The sequence below is a fragment of the Spongiimicrobium salis genome (assembly GCF_043678055.1).
Lineage (GTDB): Bacteria > Bacteroidota > Bacteroidia > Flavobacteriales > Flavobacteriaceae > Spongiimicrobium > Spongiimicrobium salis.
On sequence record NZ_JBHEQA010000001.1, the window covers coordinates 678,283 to 694,994 of the forward strand.

The following is a 16,712-nucleotide window of genomic DNA, read 5'->3' on the forward strand; positions in this document are numbered from 1 at the left end:
ACGCCATGATCACATATCTTAAAAGTATCTCTAAAGCCCAGTATTGGGATTATTTTATTCTTGTAAGTAGGTTTCTGCTTGGTTTTGTATTCCTGAGTTATGGCTATGGCAAATTAACCGATGGACAATTTGGTATCACTCCTGAAGAATTGGCCACTCCCGTGCAAGATTTGAGCTTTTTTAAACTTTCTTGGTATTTGTTTGACCAGCAACCCTTTAAAGCCTTCGTTGGAATCTCCCAACTTGTATGCGGCCTACTATTGATGGTGAATAGAACTGCCCTTGTTGGAGCTTTTCTTTTTCTCCCTATAGTGAGTACTATTTTAATTATAGACATGACCTTTATGCCCAAGGCCATGGCCTATGCTTTTACCTGGCGCCTTTCTTTCTATATACTTTTGGATTTTCTAATTTTATGGCATTACAAGGATAAAATGGCCCTGATAGGGAATGCCGTTTGGAATAATGTGAACACCAAGTTTAGATTTCCGTTGTGGGCTTACCTTATATTACCGGTAATGGCATTAGCTTTAGAGTTTTTCGGGGCGCTTCCGGGGGCTTTATTACGTCTTCTTTTTGGATTCTAACAAAGTCCTGCCTTAGGCATATCGTCCTTCATATTGTCAATACATATTAGCTGTCATTTTTCGAGTATATTGGTATTTCATCTAAAAATTAAAAAATAAACTTTCAATAATTACTGAAAGTTCAGAAATATTAATATATTTGCTTTATGGAGTTCAAGGAGGCAAAAGAGAAATTTATAGGAACCTGGGGAAGTTTAGGCACATTGTGGGGCATTAATAAGGCCATGGCGCAAATACAAGCATTACTTTTTGTTACTCCAGCCTCACTATCCATGGAAGAAATCATGGAAGAACTTAAAATTTCAAGAGGAAACACCAGCACCAATTTAAGGCAATTGATCGATTGGGGCATTGTTTCCAAAGAAATCAGGATGGGTGAACGGAAAGAGTATTTCTCCACAGAAAAAGATGTACAGGAATTGGCGCGTATTATTGCAAAAGAACGCAGTAGAAGGGAAATACAGCCGGTTATAAAAACCTTAAAGGAAGTATCCAGCATAAAACACGATGGTAGTAAAGAGGCTCTGGAACTCATTACACAGACCAAAGCCCTGCACGACTTGGCGCAAACGGCGGACAGTATGTTGCACAAGATGGTCAATAGGGAGCAAAACTGGCTTACGAAATCTATTCTAAAATTTATGAAGTAAAAAAATTTATTCTATACTTTCAATATTTTCTGAAACTTTAAAACTAAAAATAATGACACTACACATCCTTCATTATCTTATCATCATTGGGGGTCTTGGTCAAATCTTTACCGCTCTGATCTATCCCTATATAAGACACCATGTTTTTGACTGGTATACCGATGTAAAACAACTAAAACCATTAAACCAGGAGATTGCAAAGACCTATGGAAGGTATATTCAAGGGTTAAATTTCTCCTTTGGTATCATCGCCTTAACATTGACGGAAGAACTTCAAAACGGCAGTAAGCTTGCTTTGGCCATTAGCTTACTCATTGCTGCGTATTGGATAGGTAAAGTGCTTACGCAAATTGCCTATTACCCCATGTACGACATTCCACAAAAAACCTTATTTAAAGTGGGCAGCTATGGTATGAACTGCTTGTTCGTTCTCTTTATGGTGGTGTTCTCATGGCTTTTTGTACATAATTTAATGCTATTTATACACTAAAATTGACGTTATGAAAAAATTGGTCATCGCAGGAGGTAGCGGATTTTTAGGTCAGGCCTGTTCTCAACATTTTGCAACTATGTTTGAAAAAATCATCGTTCTTACCCGTGGGGAAAGTCGTACCTCAAATAATTTGGATTACATGCATTGGGATGCCGAAAGCCTAGGACCATGGGCCTCTCATATTAATCATTGTGATGTACTCCTCAATTTAACAGGAAAATCGGTAGATTGTAGGTATACACCAAAGAATAAGGTCACTATACTAAACTCTAGAGTGAACTCCACCACTATTTTGGGAAAGGCTATAGCACTAGCCCAACATCCGCCAAAATTGTGGTTAAACTCCTCCACGGCTACCATTTACAGGCATTCCCTAGATCTTGAAATGTGCGAATCCCAAGGGGAAATTGGCCATGGATTCTCGGTTGAAGTAGCTAGGGCATGGGAAAAAGCCTTTTTCCAACACCCTACTCCCACAACAAGAAAAGTGGCCCTTAGAACCAGTATTGTTCTCGGACCACAGGGAGGGGCGTTCAAACCATTGAAAATGCTTGTACAGTGTGGTTTGGGAGGTCGCCAGGGACGCGGAAATCAAAAATTTAGTTGGATTCACTTAAAGGATTTCCTTCGTAGTCTGGAGTACATCATGGAACATGAAACCTTAGTAGGCCCCATTAATATTGTAGCGCCACAGATTACCACCAATACTGAACTTATGAAAACCTTCCGAAATGCATTGAAAAGACCTTGGGGAATTCCATTACCGGAATGGCTTCTTCACCTAGGCGCGAACATCATAGGAACTGAAACAGAGTTGGTTTTAAAAAGCAGGAATGTCATCCCCAAAATACTGTTAAATCATGGCTTCACCTACAACCATCCTACTTTAAAAAGTGCGATAAAAAACTGTCTTCATCGACTATAACCTACTAAAAATTAAATGATTATGATAATTTTAACATTTACAAACACTTATTGGAGTCTTTTGTGAAAACTCTGTGATAAGTTTTCATTTTGTTTGTATCAAATTAAATCTGAAGATAGTTCTCAAGGTATCGCGTTAAAAGTATATCCGATTAGAGCAAAGATAATTACAGTTTTTAACTTTTTATCTCCTATCTTTGAAAACAGACAACATTATGGCATTAGATCACATGGTAGAGCATCAACTTCAACCCGAAAAATGGGTAGACTTATATGCAGATTATCTTTACAATTACGCAGTATCCCGAGTAAGTAATTCTGAAATTGCCAAAGATTTGGTACAAGAAACCTTTTTTGCAGGCTTAAATTCCGCGAAAAATTACAAAGGTGATGCCGCCGAACGTACATGGCTTATTGCTATTCTAAAACGCAAGGTAATTGACCATTACAGAAAAATAAACTCCAATAAAGGAAAAGCCGAGGTAAGGGTCAATTATAATTCCAATAGTGATTCCGAAGGAGATTGGCTCGAGGAACAGGTGGCCGATCCTTTTAGCAAATTGGAAAACAATGCCATTGAGAACGAAGAATTAGGTTTGGCTATTCACGAATGTATTGCTAAATTGCCCCAAAAACAGTCTCAAGTTTTCACTATGAAAACGATTCAGGGGGTTAGTACGGAAGATATTTGTAATGAATTGGGAATTAATCCGTCTAACCTTTGGGTAATGATCCATAGAGCGAGAACCGCTCTTATGGGTTGCCTTAATCAAAATTGGTATTAGCTATGATTTCTTGTGAGAAAGCATCAATCATTTGTAATAAAAGTCAGTATAACGAGGCTTCGTGGTTCGAAAAATTAAAACTTCGATTTCATTTAGCCTATTGCAAAACATGTTCTAAATATTCTGCAAAAAATACGCAGTTTACGACACTATGTCAAAATGCACACTTGCAGAGCCTCTCTGAAAAAGAAAAATTACGCATGAAAGAAGAGTTAAAAGGAAAATTTTAATACTTCTCTTTCGTGAAATCCCAATCTAGGGATTTCAATGATATAAAATAAAAACTCTGGTGATATGGATTCAAACATGACCAGAGTTTTTTTCTGCTCTAAATTCTCCCTAAGAGCACCCTTTTTTCTTACATCTGGGCCAATTTACGAATCAAAGCCCTCAAGCTGTTTATAACCTGCCTTTTTCGTTAAAAACTTTAATACTGATACTAAGAACAAAATAATAGTTTTCAAAGAATTAATCCCTAATTTTGTCCACCGTAATTTTAGAAAAAGACCCTTTACATTATGAGGACAGATGAATTTGCTTTTCGCCACATAGGTATTCAGGAAAAAGACTATGAGCATATGCTAAAAGTAGTCGATGTGGAAAATTTAGATCAGTTGATTTTTGAAACCATCCCTGATGATATCAAACTTTCTGAACCTTTGAAACTCGATGCCGCTATGAGTGAGCATGAATTCCTGGAACACATTCATCAGCTATCCTTAAAAAATAAAATATTCAAAACCTATATCGGTTTGGGATACCATGGCTGTATCACTCCATCGGTTATTCAAAGAAATATTCTTGAGAATCCGGGTTGGTATACGGCATATACACCCTATCAAGCAGAGATTGCACAAGGGCGTTTGGAAGCCCTGCTCAATTTTCAAACCATGGTCTGTGACCTTACTGGGATGGAATTGGCCAATGCCTCTCTTTTGGATGAAAGTACTGCTGCTGCGGAAGCAATGACGATGCTATTTGATCTTCGTAGCAGAACCCAGAAAAAAAATGGAGTGCTCAAGTTTTTTGTTTCCGAAGAGATATTACCACAAACACTATCCGTTTTAAAAACACGATCAGCCCCTTTAGGTATTGAATTGGTTGTTGGCAATCATGAGGCCTTTACATTTGACGAAGATTTCTATGGGGTATTATTACAATATCCAGGAAAACATGGACAGGTTTATGATTATGCTTCTTTTGCACAAAAAGCCAAGGAAAATGATATCAAAATAGCGGTAGCTGCCGATATCCTTAGTCTTGTTTTATTGACCGCCCCAGGAGATTTTGGTGCCGATGTTGTTGTGGGAACAACGCAACGTTTTGGAATTCCTCTAGGGTATGGTGGGCCGCACGCAGCATATTTTGCCACGAAAGAAGCCTACAAAAGAAATATTCCTGGAAGAATCATTGGGGTGACCAAAGATGTAGATGGCAAACAGGCATTGCGCATGGCCTTGCAGACTAGGGAGCAACATATTAAAAGGGACAAGGCAACATCAAATATTTGTACGGCACAAGTATTGTTGGCTGTAATGGCAGGAATGTACGCCGTTTATCACGGCCCCCAAGGATTAAAATATATTGCTAAAAATGTACATGCAGCGGCTGTAACGCTTGCGGATACCCTAGAGAAGTTGGGCATCTATCAAACCAATACTTCTTACTTTGATACTATTACCTTTAAAGTAGATACAACACGTATTCGTCCTATTGCGGAAAAACATCAAGTGAATTTCAATTATATTGATTCAGAGACACTTTCAATTTCCCTAAACGAAACTACCGCGCTAAAAGACGTACAGCGCATTGTTGACATTTTTTCCGAAGCCTTGGAAAAAACTCCGCTCACCGTAAACGAATTACACACTTCTTCTGCTATTCCGAACAGCGTGCAACGTACTACAAGTTTTTTGGAAAATAGTGTTTTTAACAGCTTTCACTCGGAAACGGAATTGATGCGTTATATCAAGAAGTTGGAACGAAAAGATTTGGCCTTGAATCATTCTATGATTTCTTTGGGATCCTGTACCATGAAATTAAATGCTGCCTCGGAAATGCTCCCATTAAGTTCCGCACAATGGGGAAATATACATCCGTTTGTTCCCCTTGAACAGGCCGAAGGATATCAAATTATGTTGAAAGAACTGGAGCAGCAACTCAATGTAATTACCGGGTTTGCCGGAACTTCCCTGCAACCAAACTCCGGAGCACAGGGAGAACTTGCAGGTTTAATGACTATTCGCGCCTATCACGAATCTAGAGGGGAAGAGCATAGAAATATTTGTATTATTCCGGCATCGGCCCATGGAACCAACCCTGCTTCGGCTGTAATGGCAGGAATGAAGGTTGTGGTGACCAAAACGGATGACCGTGGAAATATAGACGTTACGGATTTGGAAGAAAAAGTAAAGTTGCACGCTTCCAATTTAGCCGCTTTGATGATTACTTATCCCTCTACACATGGTGTTTTTGAATCTTCCATAAAGCAGATTACCCAACTCATACATGATCATGGTGGCCAGGTATATATGGATGGTGCAAATATGAACGCACAAGTTGGCCTCACCAATCCGGCAACCATTGGAGCAGATGTTTGCCATTTAAATTTGCATAAGACCTTTGCTATTCCCCACGGAGGAGGAGGCCCTGGAGTAGGTCCAATTTGCGTGGCAAAGCAATTGGTTCCTTTCTTGCCAGGAAATCCGGTTATTCCCACTGGAGGAGGAAAAAGCATTACGGCAATTTCAGCTGCTCCCTGGGGTAGTTCGTTAGCTTGCCTAATTTCTTATGGCTACATTAAAATGCTTGGGGAAAGTGGTCTTAAAAAAGCTACCATGATTGCTATATTGAATGCAAATTATATAAAGAACAGACTTTCAGGTAGTTTCGATGTGCTGTATACAGGCGAAAAAGGAAGAGCTGCACATGAGATGATTTTGGATTGCAGGCCTTTTAAACAAAATGGTATTGAAGTTACTGATATCGCGAAACGTTTAATGGATTATGGATTTCACGCCCCTACTGTTTCCTTCCCCGTTGCCGGAACAGTAATGATAGAACCTACAGAAAGTGAGAGTTTAGCAGAGCTGGAGCGTTTTTGTGAGGCGCTTTTATCCATACGAAAAGAAATTGATGCGGCCACGATAGACAACCCGAACAATGTGCTAAAAAATGCTCCACATACGTTGGCAATGTTGACCGGAAACGATTGGGATTTACCATATGATCGTCAAAAAGCAGCTTTCCCATTGGATTATATTGCAGAAAATAAGTTTTGGCCCAGTGTAAGAAGAGTAGACGATGCGTATGGCGATCGTAATTTAATTTGTACCTGCGCTCCTATCGAAGCTTATGTAGAAGCATAGAAAATCGTAATAAAAACAGTACTTACGAGCGTTTTTCCCTAAACGGAAAAACGCTTTTTTTTGTTGCATAATCTCTATTTTTCTTGCTGGGCATCGTATTAATTATTATGCATGCATAGTAATTTGAATAAAATTAGCTTACCTTGTACCAACCTTAGAATAAAACTGTATGAATATTGGCATTACTGGTACGGGTTGCTATTTACCCCCTATTGTTGTACCAAATGAAAACTTTGGTAGGCATAAATTCCTAAATAGTGACGGTACTGCATTTGAACAAGACAATACGGTTATTATTGAGAAATTCAAGGCCATTACCGGAATAGAGGAACGGCGCTATGCAGAATACAACCTCAACACTTCGGATATTGCCGCTATTGCAGCCGAGAAGGCTATTGAGGATGCAGGGATTGATCGGGAAACCCTTGATTATATTATTTTTGCCCATAATTTTGGCGACATTACGCATGGGAAATGCCAAACCGACACCTTGCCCAGTTTAGCTACACGGGTAAAACATCATTTAAGGATTCGCAATCCAAAATGCGTTGCTTACGACATTATTTTTGGCTGTCCTGGTTGGGTAGAAGGAATGATCCAAGCCTATGCCTTTATAAAAAGTGGTATGGCCAAGAAGTGTCTGGTCATTGGTGCAGAAACACTCTCCCGTGTCATCGATGATTTTGATCGGGATTCCATGATTTATTCCGATGGTGCTGGAGCAACTATTCTAGAAGCACAGGAAGATGAGGATAGCGGTGACATTCTATGCCATTCTTCGGCTACTTACGCTTATGATGAGGCCAACTATCTATTCTTCGGGGATTCCTATGCCAAGACTTCCGGAGATGACAACCGCTATATTAAAATGTATGGCAGAAAAATTTATGAGTTTGCCATTTCCAAGGTGCCACAAGCTATGAAAGAATGCTTGGACAATAGCCATGTAGACATTCATCAAATCAAAAAAATATTTATCCATCAAGCCAATGAAAAAATGGATGAAGCAATTGTAAAGCGTTTTTACCGCTTATTTGGCAGTCAACCTCCTGAAGGTATTATGCCCATGAATATTGGCCAGTTCGGAAACAGTTCGGTTGCTACAGTACCCACTCTTTTTGATATGGTCCGAAAAGGAGCATTGGAACATCAGGATCTTCAAAAAGGTGACGTTATTATGTTTGCGAGTGTTGGGGCGGGGATGAATATCAACACTATTGTGTATCGTTATTAGCTTTTCCCAGCTTTTCTTTTTATTTCCCCTGTTTCCCATAGCACAACTTGCCAAAAGGAATTGAAAACTGTAATTTTATGCGGCTCGCAGCTTTACTATCCTTACAGGTATACTTTATGAAAAACAGCAAACAACTGCGCAATTTTGTTTTTATATTTCTCCTATGTTTGTATGGATGCGGGCAAAGTAATCCTTCAGTAAATAAAGTAGTCATTGCTACGGCAGCAAATATGCAATTTGCCATGGAGGCCCTTAGTAAAAAATTTACGGAGAGCACCAAAATTACATGTGAACTGACCATAAGTTCTTCAGGAAAACTTACTGCCCAGATACAAGAAGGCGCCCCCTATGACGTTTTTGTTTCGGCAAACATGAAATACCCTCAAGAATTGTTCTCCAAAGGCTTTACGGAAAGTCCTCCTAAAATATATGCTTATGGGCAGTTGGTACTTTGGACAACCATAGTCGGATTAGATCCAAATATGGCATCTTTAACACAAGAACATATTGATCATATTGCCTTGGCAAACCCTAAATCTGCCCCTTATGGAAGTGCCGCTATGGAAGTTTTAGAGCATTATAAGATTAAGGACCAAGTAACCCATAAGTTAGTATATGGGGAAAGTATTTCCCAGGCCAATCAATTTATCATGTCGCAATCTGCAGACATCGGTTTTACCGCAATGGCTGTAGTTCGTTCTCCTAAAATTAAAGATATAGGACAGTGGGCTCCCTTGAATTCCAATTTTCACAGTCCCATTGCCCAAGGAGTGGTTCTTATCAAACGACAAGAAAAATCAAACAAAGCCGCCGAACAGTTTTATGAATTTCTATTTTCGGATACTGCTGCTGAAATACTAAAAACTTATGGATATACTATAGATGAATAGTTTAAGCGGACATATCACTACTATTGAAGTCCATGGAGGTTTATCCCTGGTCAGTCTGAAAATTGGCACCTCGGTTTTTTTAAAAACCATCATTGTGGAAACCCCAAAAACTGCCCCTTATTTGGTTAAAGGACATCCCATACGGGCTATCTTTAAAGAAACTGAGGTTGTTCTTGGTGCTGCCGAGCCTCTTGCTATTAGTCTTCAGAATAGAATTCAGGGCACAATAAAAAAACTGGACAAAGGGGTGTTGATCAGCAAAGTGACCATAAACTCTTCTGTTGGGGAATTGGTATCTATTGTAAGTACCGCAGCGATAACACAACTGAAATTAACTGTAGGACTTCCTGTTGTTGCCATGATTAAATTGAACGAAATAATGTTATCAGAACAATGATGGATTGGGAACCTTTATTTTTAACTTTTAAACTGGCCACTGTAACTACAGTGATTCTTTTAATGGTTTCCATTCCTTTGGCCTACTGGTTGGTCAACTCTAAATCAAGAATAAAACCAGTTATCGAAACTTTGGTGAGTATGCCTTTAGTGCTCCCTCCAACCGTCTTGGGATTCTATTTTCTAATGGCTTTTAGTCCGGGAAATGCTTTTGGGAATTGGCTCGACACCTGGGTGGGACTTAAATTGGTCTTTTCCTTTACGGGGCTGGTTCTAGCCTCTGTTATTTATAGTTTACCGTTTATGGTTCATCCTATTCAATCTGGCCTTTCCAATCTTCCTTCTTCCTTGACCGATGCGGCGCATGTTATGGGAAAAACAAAACTCACTACCCTCTTTCGGGTTTTACTCCCCAATATAAAGCCATCCTTGCTCACCGGAATAGTTCTTGGTTTTGCCCATACCATCGGCGAATTTGGAGTCGTTCTTATGATCGGAGGAAATATTCCCGGAAAAACCAAAGTGGCTTCCATTGCGATCTACGACGAAGTAGAGGCCCTAAATTATGATGTTGCGAATAATTATTCCTTAGTCCTTTTTTGCATTACTTTTTGCATTTTGCTAGCGGTGTATCTTATTAACGGAGGTTATCTAAAACGATTTTTGAAATGATAGCAATCGATATCCACAAAACACTGCAAGCAGCCTCGGGCAGTATGAAGCTCCATGTTCCCATTGAAATCAAAGCAGGGGAATTCATCACCCTATACGGAGATTCCGGCGCCGGAAAAACCTCCACCTTGCGCATGTTGGCCGGGCTCTTAAAGCCTGATCACGGAAGTATTGTGGTTAAGGATAGGATTTGGTTCCATGCAGAAAAAAAAATCAATCGCAGTCCTCAAGAACGAAAAATTGGATTTGTATTTCAGGATTATGCCCTTTTCCCCAATATGACGGTTCGTCAAAATTTAGAATTTGCATTGCCTCAAAAAAAAGATAAAGGAATCATTGCAGAAATCATGGATATCATTGCCCTTGGGGAGTTGCAGGACCGAAAGCCCCAGACCTTATCCGGTGGACAACAGCAGCGTGTTGCTCTTGGGCGTGCCCTAGTGCAACGTCCATCCATTTTACTTTTGGACGAACCGTTTTCTGCTTTGGACCTTCAGATTCGAAAAAAACTACAAGACTACCTACTTCGGGTCCATCGTGAATTTAACTTAACCACAATCCTCATCAGTCATGATATCCCAGAGATCGTTAAATTATCTGACCGTGTTGTGGTGTTAAAAAATGGAACAATCACACGGCAAGGTACCCCTACAGAAGTATTCATCCAGAAAAAAATTAGTGGAAAATTCAGTGTTACCGGCGAAGTCCTAGCTATTGAACAGCAAGATGTGGTGTATATCGTTACTGTTCTTGTTCACAATACTATTATTAAAGTTATAGCAGATTCCTCTGAAATTGAAGGACTACAGCTTGGTGATAGCGTCTTGGTAGCCTCAAAAGCATTTAACCCTATCCTGTACAAAATAGAACAATCTAAAAAATAACATTACACAAGCACAAAAGTTTGTGATGTTGCCAAAAAAAACAGGTAGCACTATTTTTTTCAATGCAAATAATGCCCCTCGAAAGATTTATTTCATAAAAAGTGTGACAATTTAAAACAACGGGATACTAATAGTACAAACTATACTCTTTAATGCGCAAAGAAGGAGCGTTTATACAGATGATCAAGGAACATGAGGGAGTCATTTTCAAGATTACCAGTGTATATACCAGCAATTCCAGTGACCAAAAAGATCTATACCAAGAGATTGTATACCAATTGTGGAAAGGATATGAGCGTTTTCGCGGGGATGCAAAAATCAGCACTTGGATGTATCGGGTAGCGTTAAATACGGCTTTTACCCATATAAGGAGGAACAAACGCAGAGGGCATGCCGTTCCCTTAGATCATATTGATTTGAGTTACGAGGTTCACGACCCCATGCTTGAAGAACAATTAAAGCAACTATACAAACAGATCAAATTGTTGAGTGATCTGGAAAAAGGATTGATCCTATTACTATTGGAAGGAAAAAAATATGGGGAAATCGCAGATATCACTGGCCTTTCCCCTACCAATGTAGGAACACGTATTTCCCGCATAAAACAAAAATTAAAAAAACAAATGACAAATTGCTAATCATTTATGGAACTAGAAGAAATGCAAGCAGCCTGGTCTCAGATGAGCGATCAATTGGAGACACAAAAAAAATTAACGAACGATATTATTTTAAAAATGACCCAACAAGCTTATAAAAATCAATGGAATAAAATTGCATGGCCCGAAAAAATAGGCACATTTATCTGTTATACGGCCCTTATATTATTATTGGTCAATTTTCGCCGATTGGACTCTTTTCCGTTGCAGGTTTCAGGCGTACTATGTGCTTTGATCATGGCATTTTTACCCATTGCTTCCCTAAGGACAATACGGGCCATGCAACGTATTGATATTTCCAAAAATAACTATAAGCAAACTCTGGAAACCTATGCCAAAGAAAAAAAACGCTTTGTTTTTTTTCAAAAAATAAATATCGGAATAAGTTTCGTCTTTATGTTTCTTACCATTCCGGTATTCTCCAAGTTATTCAATGACAAAGATTTCTTTGAAATTTTTAACCTCAAATTATTGTATAGTTTGCCTTTTGGAATCCTGTTCTTTTTTCTATTTATCGCATTTGTCACAAGATGTTATAAAGGGGTCATAAAACGATCGGATACCATCTTGGAAGAATTAAAAGAATAAGTTAAGGTCCAGAAATTCTATACGAATTCCTACAGCTTTCATTATCTTTAAGGTCATCTTTGGTGGAAGATATATGAAGAAAAAAATCAGGAATGTAGTATTATTTATGGTTTTTGCACCGTTAAGTATTCTACTCCTGTGCAATTACGCCATTGAAAGGTCGGTGAAAGGCAAAACCTTCTATGACTTGGACAATCTTCCCAAAAACAGGGTAGGCCTTGTTTTAGGCACTGCCAAAAGATTGGCCGAAGGTGGAGCAAACCCCTATTATACGTTTCGGATCAATGCAACAATACGTTTGTACAATGCCCATAAAATAGAGTATATATTAGTCAGTGGTGATAACGGAAGTATTTATTATAATGAACCTACGACCATTAAAAAAGATCTCATGGCCAGAGGCATTCCCGAAGACAAAATTTTTCTGGATTATGCGGGCTTTAGGACCTTAGATTCCATGGTACGCGCCAAGGCCGTTTTTGGATTGGATAGTGTAACAGTGATTTCACAGAAATTTCATACGGAACGGGCAGTTTACCTGGCCGAAAAGAAAGGCCTCTTTGCTGTAGGCTACAATGCCAAGGATGTTTCTACCAAACAGGGTTTAAAAGTGCAATTGCGCGAGTATTTTGCACGGGTAAAGGTATTTGTAGATCTTGTGCTGAATACACAACCTAAATTTTATGGCAAAAAAATAGAAATCAAATAGGTAATATTGATGTGATATAGCGCATATCGTTTGAATAAAATACCCTATTTTAGAGGCATAAGTTACCCAAGCATGTCCACGATAAAAACGCTTCTAAAGAATCTAGGCCCAGGATTGTTATTCGCTAGTATGGCCATTGGAACTTCCCATTTAGTTTTATCTACCAAAGCAGGCGCCCAATATGGTTGGATCATGGTTATTCCCATTGTTCTGGCCAATGTCCTAAAATATCCTTTTTTTGAATTTGGAATCAGATATACGACCATTACCGGAGAAAGCCTGATCGATGGGTATCTGAAACGCGGGAAGACCTATTTATGGATTTACGCCCTCATTACCCTAGTAACCACTTTTACCATATTGGCAGCTTTATATGTAGTAACTTCAGGCCTCTTCATTAATCTATTTAAAATATCCGATTTTTCGGTGAGCATTGTGGCCTTGGGTCTATTCATCTTTATCAGCGCCCTATTGATTATTGGACGCTATGCTTTTTTAGAAACCTCCCTAAAATTCGTTGTTTCCATATTGTTCATTGCTTTGATTGTCACTACTGCCCTGGTCATATTTAATGGCAAAGTTACTCCTGTAGCTGATTTCAAAGCCCCTTTTTTGTTTGAGAACGCCGGTATTCTATTCCTAATCAGTTTGGTAGGTTGGATGCCTACTGCTGTTGAAGCTTCAGGTTGGGTAAGCCTATGGAGCATTGAAAAATTTAAACTTACAGGAAAAAGACTGTCTTTAAAAGAAGCCTTACAAGAATTCAATACAGGGTATATATTAACGGCCTTATTCGCTGTTTTTTTCCTTATTATAGGATGGATGACCTTGTATGGAACAAATACCGAGCTCAGTACCAATTCTGTTATTTTTGCCGACCAACTGGTAAATCTGTTTACTTCGAACATTGGTCAGTGGGCCTATATTTTTATCGCTGTTTCCGCTTTTGCTACCATGTTCAGCACCTGTATGACGGCACACGATGCCGTTGCCCGGGTAATCATTGATATTCTAAAGCTGCTTTTCCCAAAAACCACAGTCTATAGCGAGCGAAAAAAACAATCTTTTGCCTTTACAGTAATCATACTGGCGGTGGTAAACTTCATTGTGATAGCAGCCTTTAGCGGAAATATGGGACAATTGGTGGCCCTAGCCACTTTTATCTCATTTGTTCTAGCCCCCGTGGTAGGCTATATGAACTTAAAAAATGTGATGAGTTCCGACCTTCCCGAAGCAGATAGACCTAAATTAGGGTTACGTATATTGACGTATGCCGGAATTTTATTTTTATCTTTATTTGCCATATACTATTGTGTAAAGGTCATCGTTTTAAAAGACTAAATATAGTACAACAACACCTACTTATGAAATTTTCTTCCCCCGCGAAAATCTTGTATGTGAGACGCATATGCATGGTCCTTATAGGCCTTTTTCTTTGCCAAGTCTCCATTTCATGCGCACCAAATAACTATCAAACCATCCCATTAGATCAGTTAGACCCTAAATTCAAAAACAGGGGAGAATTGATTGTAGGGGATATTCTAACCTCCTTAAACCATCCGGATGGGGCGAGGTATCTTTTGGACAAGGAATACATTACTCCAAAAATTCATGGTAGGATCATGTCCAATTTGGATATGTACAATGAAGCCTATGTTATGGGCACAGCTATTATTGGTTCCATTACCGATTATGAGCTCTTTGAAGTGGTGGACAAAAAAATTCTGAAAACCATGCGCTATCGTCTCATAACCGCGAATGAAGATATCAAGGCCGTGGAATTGAAAATAGATGTGAGCAATACCTATAGATTGGCCGATTTTTATTTATATGCCACAAGTACGGATGGTACCTTGGAATACGTGAATATACTGCCAGAATCCTTTCGATAATCCTGCGCCTATAGCATCCCTACTGAAAAAAGACCCAAGGATAATGCCTTGTGCATTACAAAGCATTATCCATCACTTCTTTTACTACCTCAGGGTTTAACAAAGTACTGATATCCCCTAAGGCCGCTGTATCTTTAGAAGCAATTTTCCGCAAAATTCTTCGCATAATTTTTCCACTTCTGGTTTTGGGCAAACCAGACACAAATTGAATTTTATCTAATTTAGCTATGGGGCCTATTTGTTCCGTAATTTGCTGATTGATTTCTTTACGTAGATTATCCCGATCCCTACTTTGTCCTATTTCCTTCAAAATCACAAAACCGTATAACGCATTTCCCTTAACATCGTGAGGGAACCCAACAATGGCTGACTCTGCCACCGCCGGATGTTCATTGATCGAATCTTCGATAGGCGCAGTACCCAAGTTGTGACCCGAAACAATAATAACATCATCTACTCTTCCTGTAATTCTATAATAGCCTACGGCATCGCGCAAGGCTCCATCGCCCGTAAAATATTTCCCTTCATAAGCGGAAAAATAAGTATCTCTATACCGCTGATGATTTCCCCAAATAGTTCTAGCCATAGAGGGCCAGGGAAATTTGATGCACAAGCGTCCATCAACTTGATTTTCTCTAATTTCCTCACCATTCTCATCCATTAAAGCAGGTTGTATACCAATAAACGGCAATGTTGCATAGGTGGGGGTCGTTGGCGTTACATAAGGGATGGGAGAAATGAGAATTCCTCCGGTTTCCGTTTGCCACCACGTATCTACAATGGGGCTTTTCTTTTTTCCAATATTGTTATTGTACCAGTGCCAGGCCTCTTCATTGATAGGTTCTCCTACAGAGCCCAAAACTTTAAGGCTAGACAAATCGTATTTTTCAACAAAATCCAAACTTTCTTTGGCTAAGGCCCTAATGGCCGTTGGAGCCGTATAAAATTGGGTCACTTTATGTTTTTGAACCACTTCCCAAAAGCGTCCATAATCGGGATAGGATGGCACCCCTTCAAACATCACCGTAGTGGCCCCATTGGCCAAAGGACCATACAAAATATAGGAATGTCCTGTTATCCAACCAATATCTGCCGTACACCAATACACATCGTTTTCCCGATATTGGAAAATATTTTTAAAGGTATACGCGGTATAGACCATATACCCAGCACAAGTATGCACCATTCCCTTAGGTTTTCCAGTGGAACCTGAAGTATATAAGATAAAAAGCGGATCTTCGGCATCCATAACCTCAGCGATATGATCGGCATAGGCATTATCCAAAAGCGGTTGTAGCCATTGATCTCTTCCTTCCTTCATAGCCACTTCGGCCCCAGTGCGCTTAACCACTAATACGGACTGTATGCCCTTGCACTCTTCAAGACCGGCATCTACAATCCCCTTTAGATCAATCATTTTATTTCCGCGATAGGAACCGTCCGAAGTAATCACCATTTTGCAATCAGAATCATTGATTCTAGTAGCCAAGGCATTCGCAGAAAAACCTGCAAAAACCACGGAATGTATGGCTCCAATTCGCGCACATGCCAAAAGGGAAACCGCCAGTTCAGGAATCATTGGCAAGTAAATACAGACGCGATCTCCTTTTCCAATGCCATTATCCAGAAGCACATTTGCCATTCGGCATACACGTTCGTGTAATTCCCGGTAGCTAATGTGTTGGGCTTCCTCATTTGGATCATTAGGTTCAAAAAGTAAAGCTGTTTTATCGCCCCTGGTCGGAAGATGTCGGTCTAAACAATTTTCGGTAATATTTAATTTGGCATTTTCAAACCATTTTACTTCAGGTTTTGTAAAATCCCAACGTAGAACATTATCCCATTTTTTTCGCCAAACAAAATGTTCTTCTGCAATTTCTTCCCAAAAACTCTCTGGATCGCGAACAGATTTACGATATACTTGAAAATATTCTTCCAGATGTTTTATGTGATAATTACTCATGTTTTTCTTATTTTTTTCAAA

17 protein-coding genes are annotated in these 16,712 nt (G+C 39.4%); 16 read left to right on the top strand and 1 reads right to left on the bottom strand.

From position 1 onward, the window contains the following. Nucleotides 1–5: 5 nt before the first annotated feature. The 16 genes from ACEXOE_RS03145 to ACEXOE_RS03220 all read left to right on the top strand — a co-directional run bounded on the left by ACEXOE_RS03145 (nt 6) and on the right by ACEXOE_RS03220 (nt 14,728). Complete coding sequence (locus ACEXOE_RS03145; protein WP_394747270.1) at nt 6–587, top strand: DoxX family membrane protein; 582 nt, start codon at nt 6–8, stop codon at nt 585–587. Between the two features lie 146 nt (nt 588–733). Further along, nucleotides 734–1,237, top strand: coding sequence for a GbsR/MarR family transcriptional regulator (locus ACEXOE_RS03150; protein WP_394747271.1), 504 nt, complete (start codon nt 734–736; stop codon nt 1,235–1,237). Between the two features lie 52 nt (nt 1,238–1,289). Continuing rightward, nucleotides 1,290–1,727, top strand: a complete 438-nt coding sequence (locus ACEXOE_RS03155; RefSeq protein WP_394747272.1) for a hypothetical protein — start codon at nt 1,290–1,292, stop codon at nt 1,725–1,727. A gap of 10 nt (nt 1,728–1,737) precedes the next feature. Then, nucleotides 1,738–2,655, top strand: coding sequence for a TIGR01777 family oxidoreductase (locus ACEXOE_RS03160; RefSeq protein WP_394747273.1), 918 nt, complete (start codon nt 1,738–1,740; stop codon nt 2,653–2,655). Nucleotides 2,656–2,884: 229 nt separating this feature from the next. Continuing rightward, a complete protein-coding gene (locus tag ACEXOE_RS03165; protein ID WP_394748489.1) occupies nt 2,885–3,439 on the top strand; it encodes a sigma-70 family RNA polymerase sigma factor in 555 nt (184 codons plus the stop codon). Between the two features lie 518 nt (nt 3,440–3,957). After that, entirely contained in the window at nt 3,958–6,807 is a 2,850-nt protein-coding gene (gene gcvP, locus ACEXOE_RS03170; RefSeq protein WP_394747274.1) for an aminomethyl-transferring glycine dehydrogenase, read from the top strand. 169 nt (nt 6,808–6,976) lie between these two features. Further along, a complete protein-coding gene (locus tag ACEXOE_RS03175) occupies nt 6,977–8,041 on the top strand; it encodes a 3-oxoacyl-ACP synthase III family protein (RefSeq protein ID WP_394747275.1) in 1,065 nt (354 codons plus the stop codon). A 77-nt stretch (nt 8,042–8,118) separates the two neighbouring features. Beyond that, nucleotides 8,119–8,931 carry a molybdate ABC transporter substrate-binding protein gene (modA, locus tag ACEXOE_RS03180; protein ID WP_394747276.1) on the top strand — a complete coding sequence of 271 codons (813 nt, stop codon included), beginning with the start codon at nt 8,119–8,121 and terminating at the stop codon, nt 8,929–8,931. Continuing rightward, nucleotides 8,924–9,328, top strand: coding sequence for a TOBE domain-containing protein (locus ACEXOE_RS03185; protein ID WP_394747277.1), 405 nt, complete (start codon nt 8,924–8,926; stop codon nt 9,326–9,328). Before modA ends, ACEXOE_RS03185 begins: the two co-directional genes overlap by 8 nt. After that, a complete protein-coding gene (modB, locus tag ACEXOE_RS03190; protein ID WP_394748490.1) occupies nt 9,328–9,999 on the top strand; it encodes a molybdate ABC transporter permease subunit in 672 nt (223 codons plus the stop codon). The genes ACEXOE_RS03185 and modB overlap by 1 nt, the downstream gene beginning before the upstream one ends. Continuing rightward, the gene (locus tag ACEXOE_RS03195) at nt 9,996–10,883 is read left to right on the top strand and encodes a sulfate/molybdate ABC transporter ATP-binding protein (RefSeq protein ID WP_394747278.1); all 888 of its coding nucleotides are present in this window, start codon (nt 9,996–9,998) and stop codon (nt 10,881–10,883) included. The genes modB and ACEXOE_RS03195 overlap by 4 nt, the downstream gene beginning before the upstream one ends. Nucleotides 10,884–11,035: 152 nt before the next feature. Beyond that, nucleotides 11,036–11,521: an RNA polymerase sigma factor gene (locus tag ACEXOE_RS03200; RefSeq protein ID WP_394747279.1), complete on the top strand. Its 486-nt coding sequence runs from the start codon at nt 11,036–11,038 to the stop codon at nt 11,519–11,521. A 6-nt stretch (nt 11,522–11,527) separates the two neighbouring features. After that, the gene (locus ACEXOE_RS03205) at nt 11,528–12,127 is read left to right on the top strand and encodes a hypothetical protein (protein WP_394747280.1); all 600 of its coding nucleotides are present in this window, start codon (nt 11,528–11,530) and stop codon (nt 12,125–12,127) included. A gap of 73 nt (nt 12,128–12,200) precedes the next feature. Then, entirely contained in the window at nt 12,201–12,836 is a 636-nt protein-coding gene (locus ACEXOE_RS03210) for a SanA/YdcF family protein (protein ID WP_394747281.1), read from the top strand. Between the two features lie 72 nt (nt 12,837–12,908). After that, nucleotides 12,909–14,177, top strand: a complete 1,269-nt coding sequence (locus ACEXOE_RS03215) for an NRAMP family divalent metal transporter (RefSeq protein ID WP_394747282.1) — start codon at nt 12,909–12,911, stop codon at nt 14,175–14,177. 56 nt (nt 14,178–14,233) lie between these two features. Next, nucleotides 14,234–14,728, top strand: a complete 495-nt coding sequence (locus ACEXOE_RS03220; RefSeq protein ID WP_394747283.1) for a hypothetical protein — start codon at nt 14,234–14,236, stop codon at nt 14,726–14,728. Nucleotides 14,729–14,783: 55 nt separating this feature from the next. Here ACEXOE_RS03220 and acs read toward each other — a convergent pair whose 3' ends face one another. Continuing rightward, complete coding sequence (gene acs / locus ACEXOE_RS03225; RefSeq protein ID WP_394747284.1) at nt 14,784–16,691, bottom strand: acetate--CoA ligase; 1,908 nt, start codon at nt 16,689–16,691, stop codon at nt 14,784–14,786. Nucleotides 16,692–16,712: the final 21 nt, after the last annotated feature.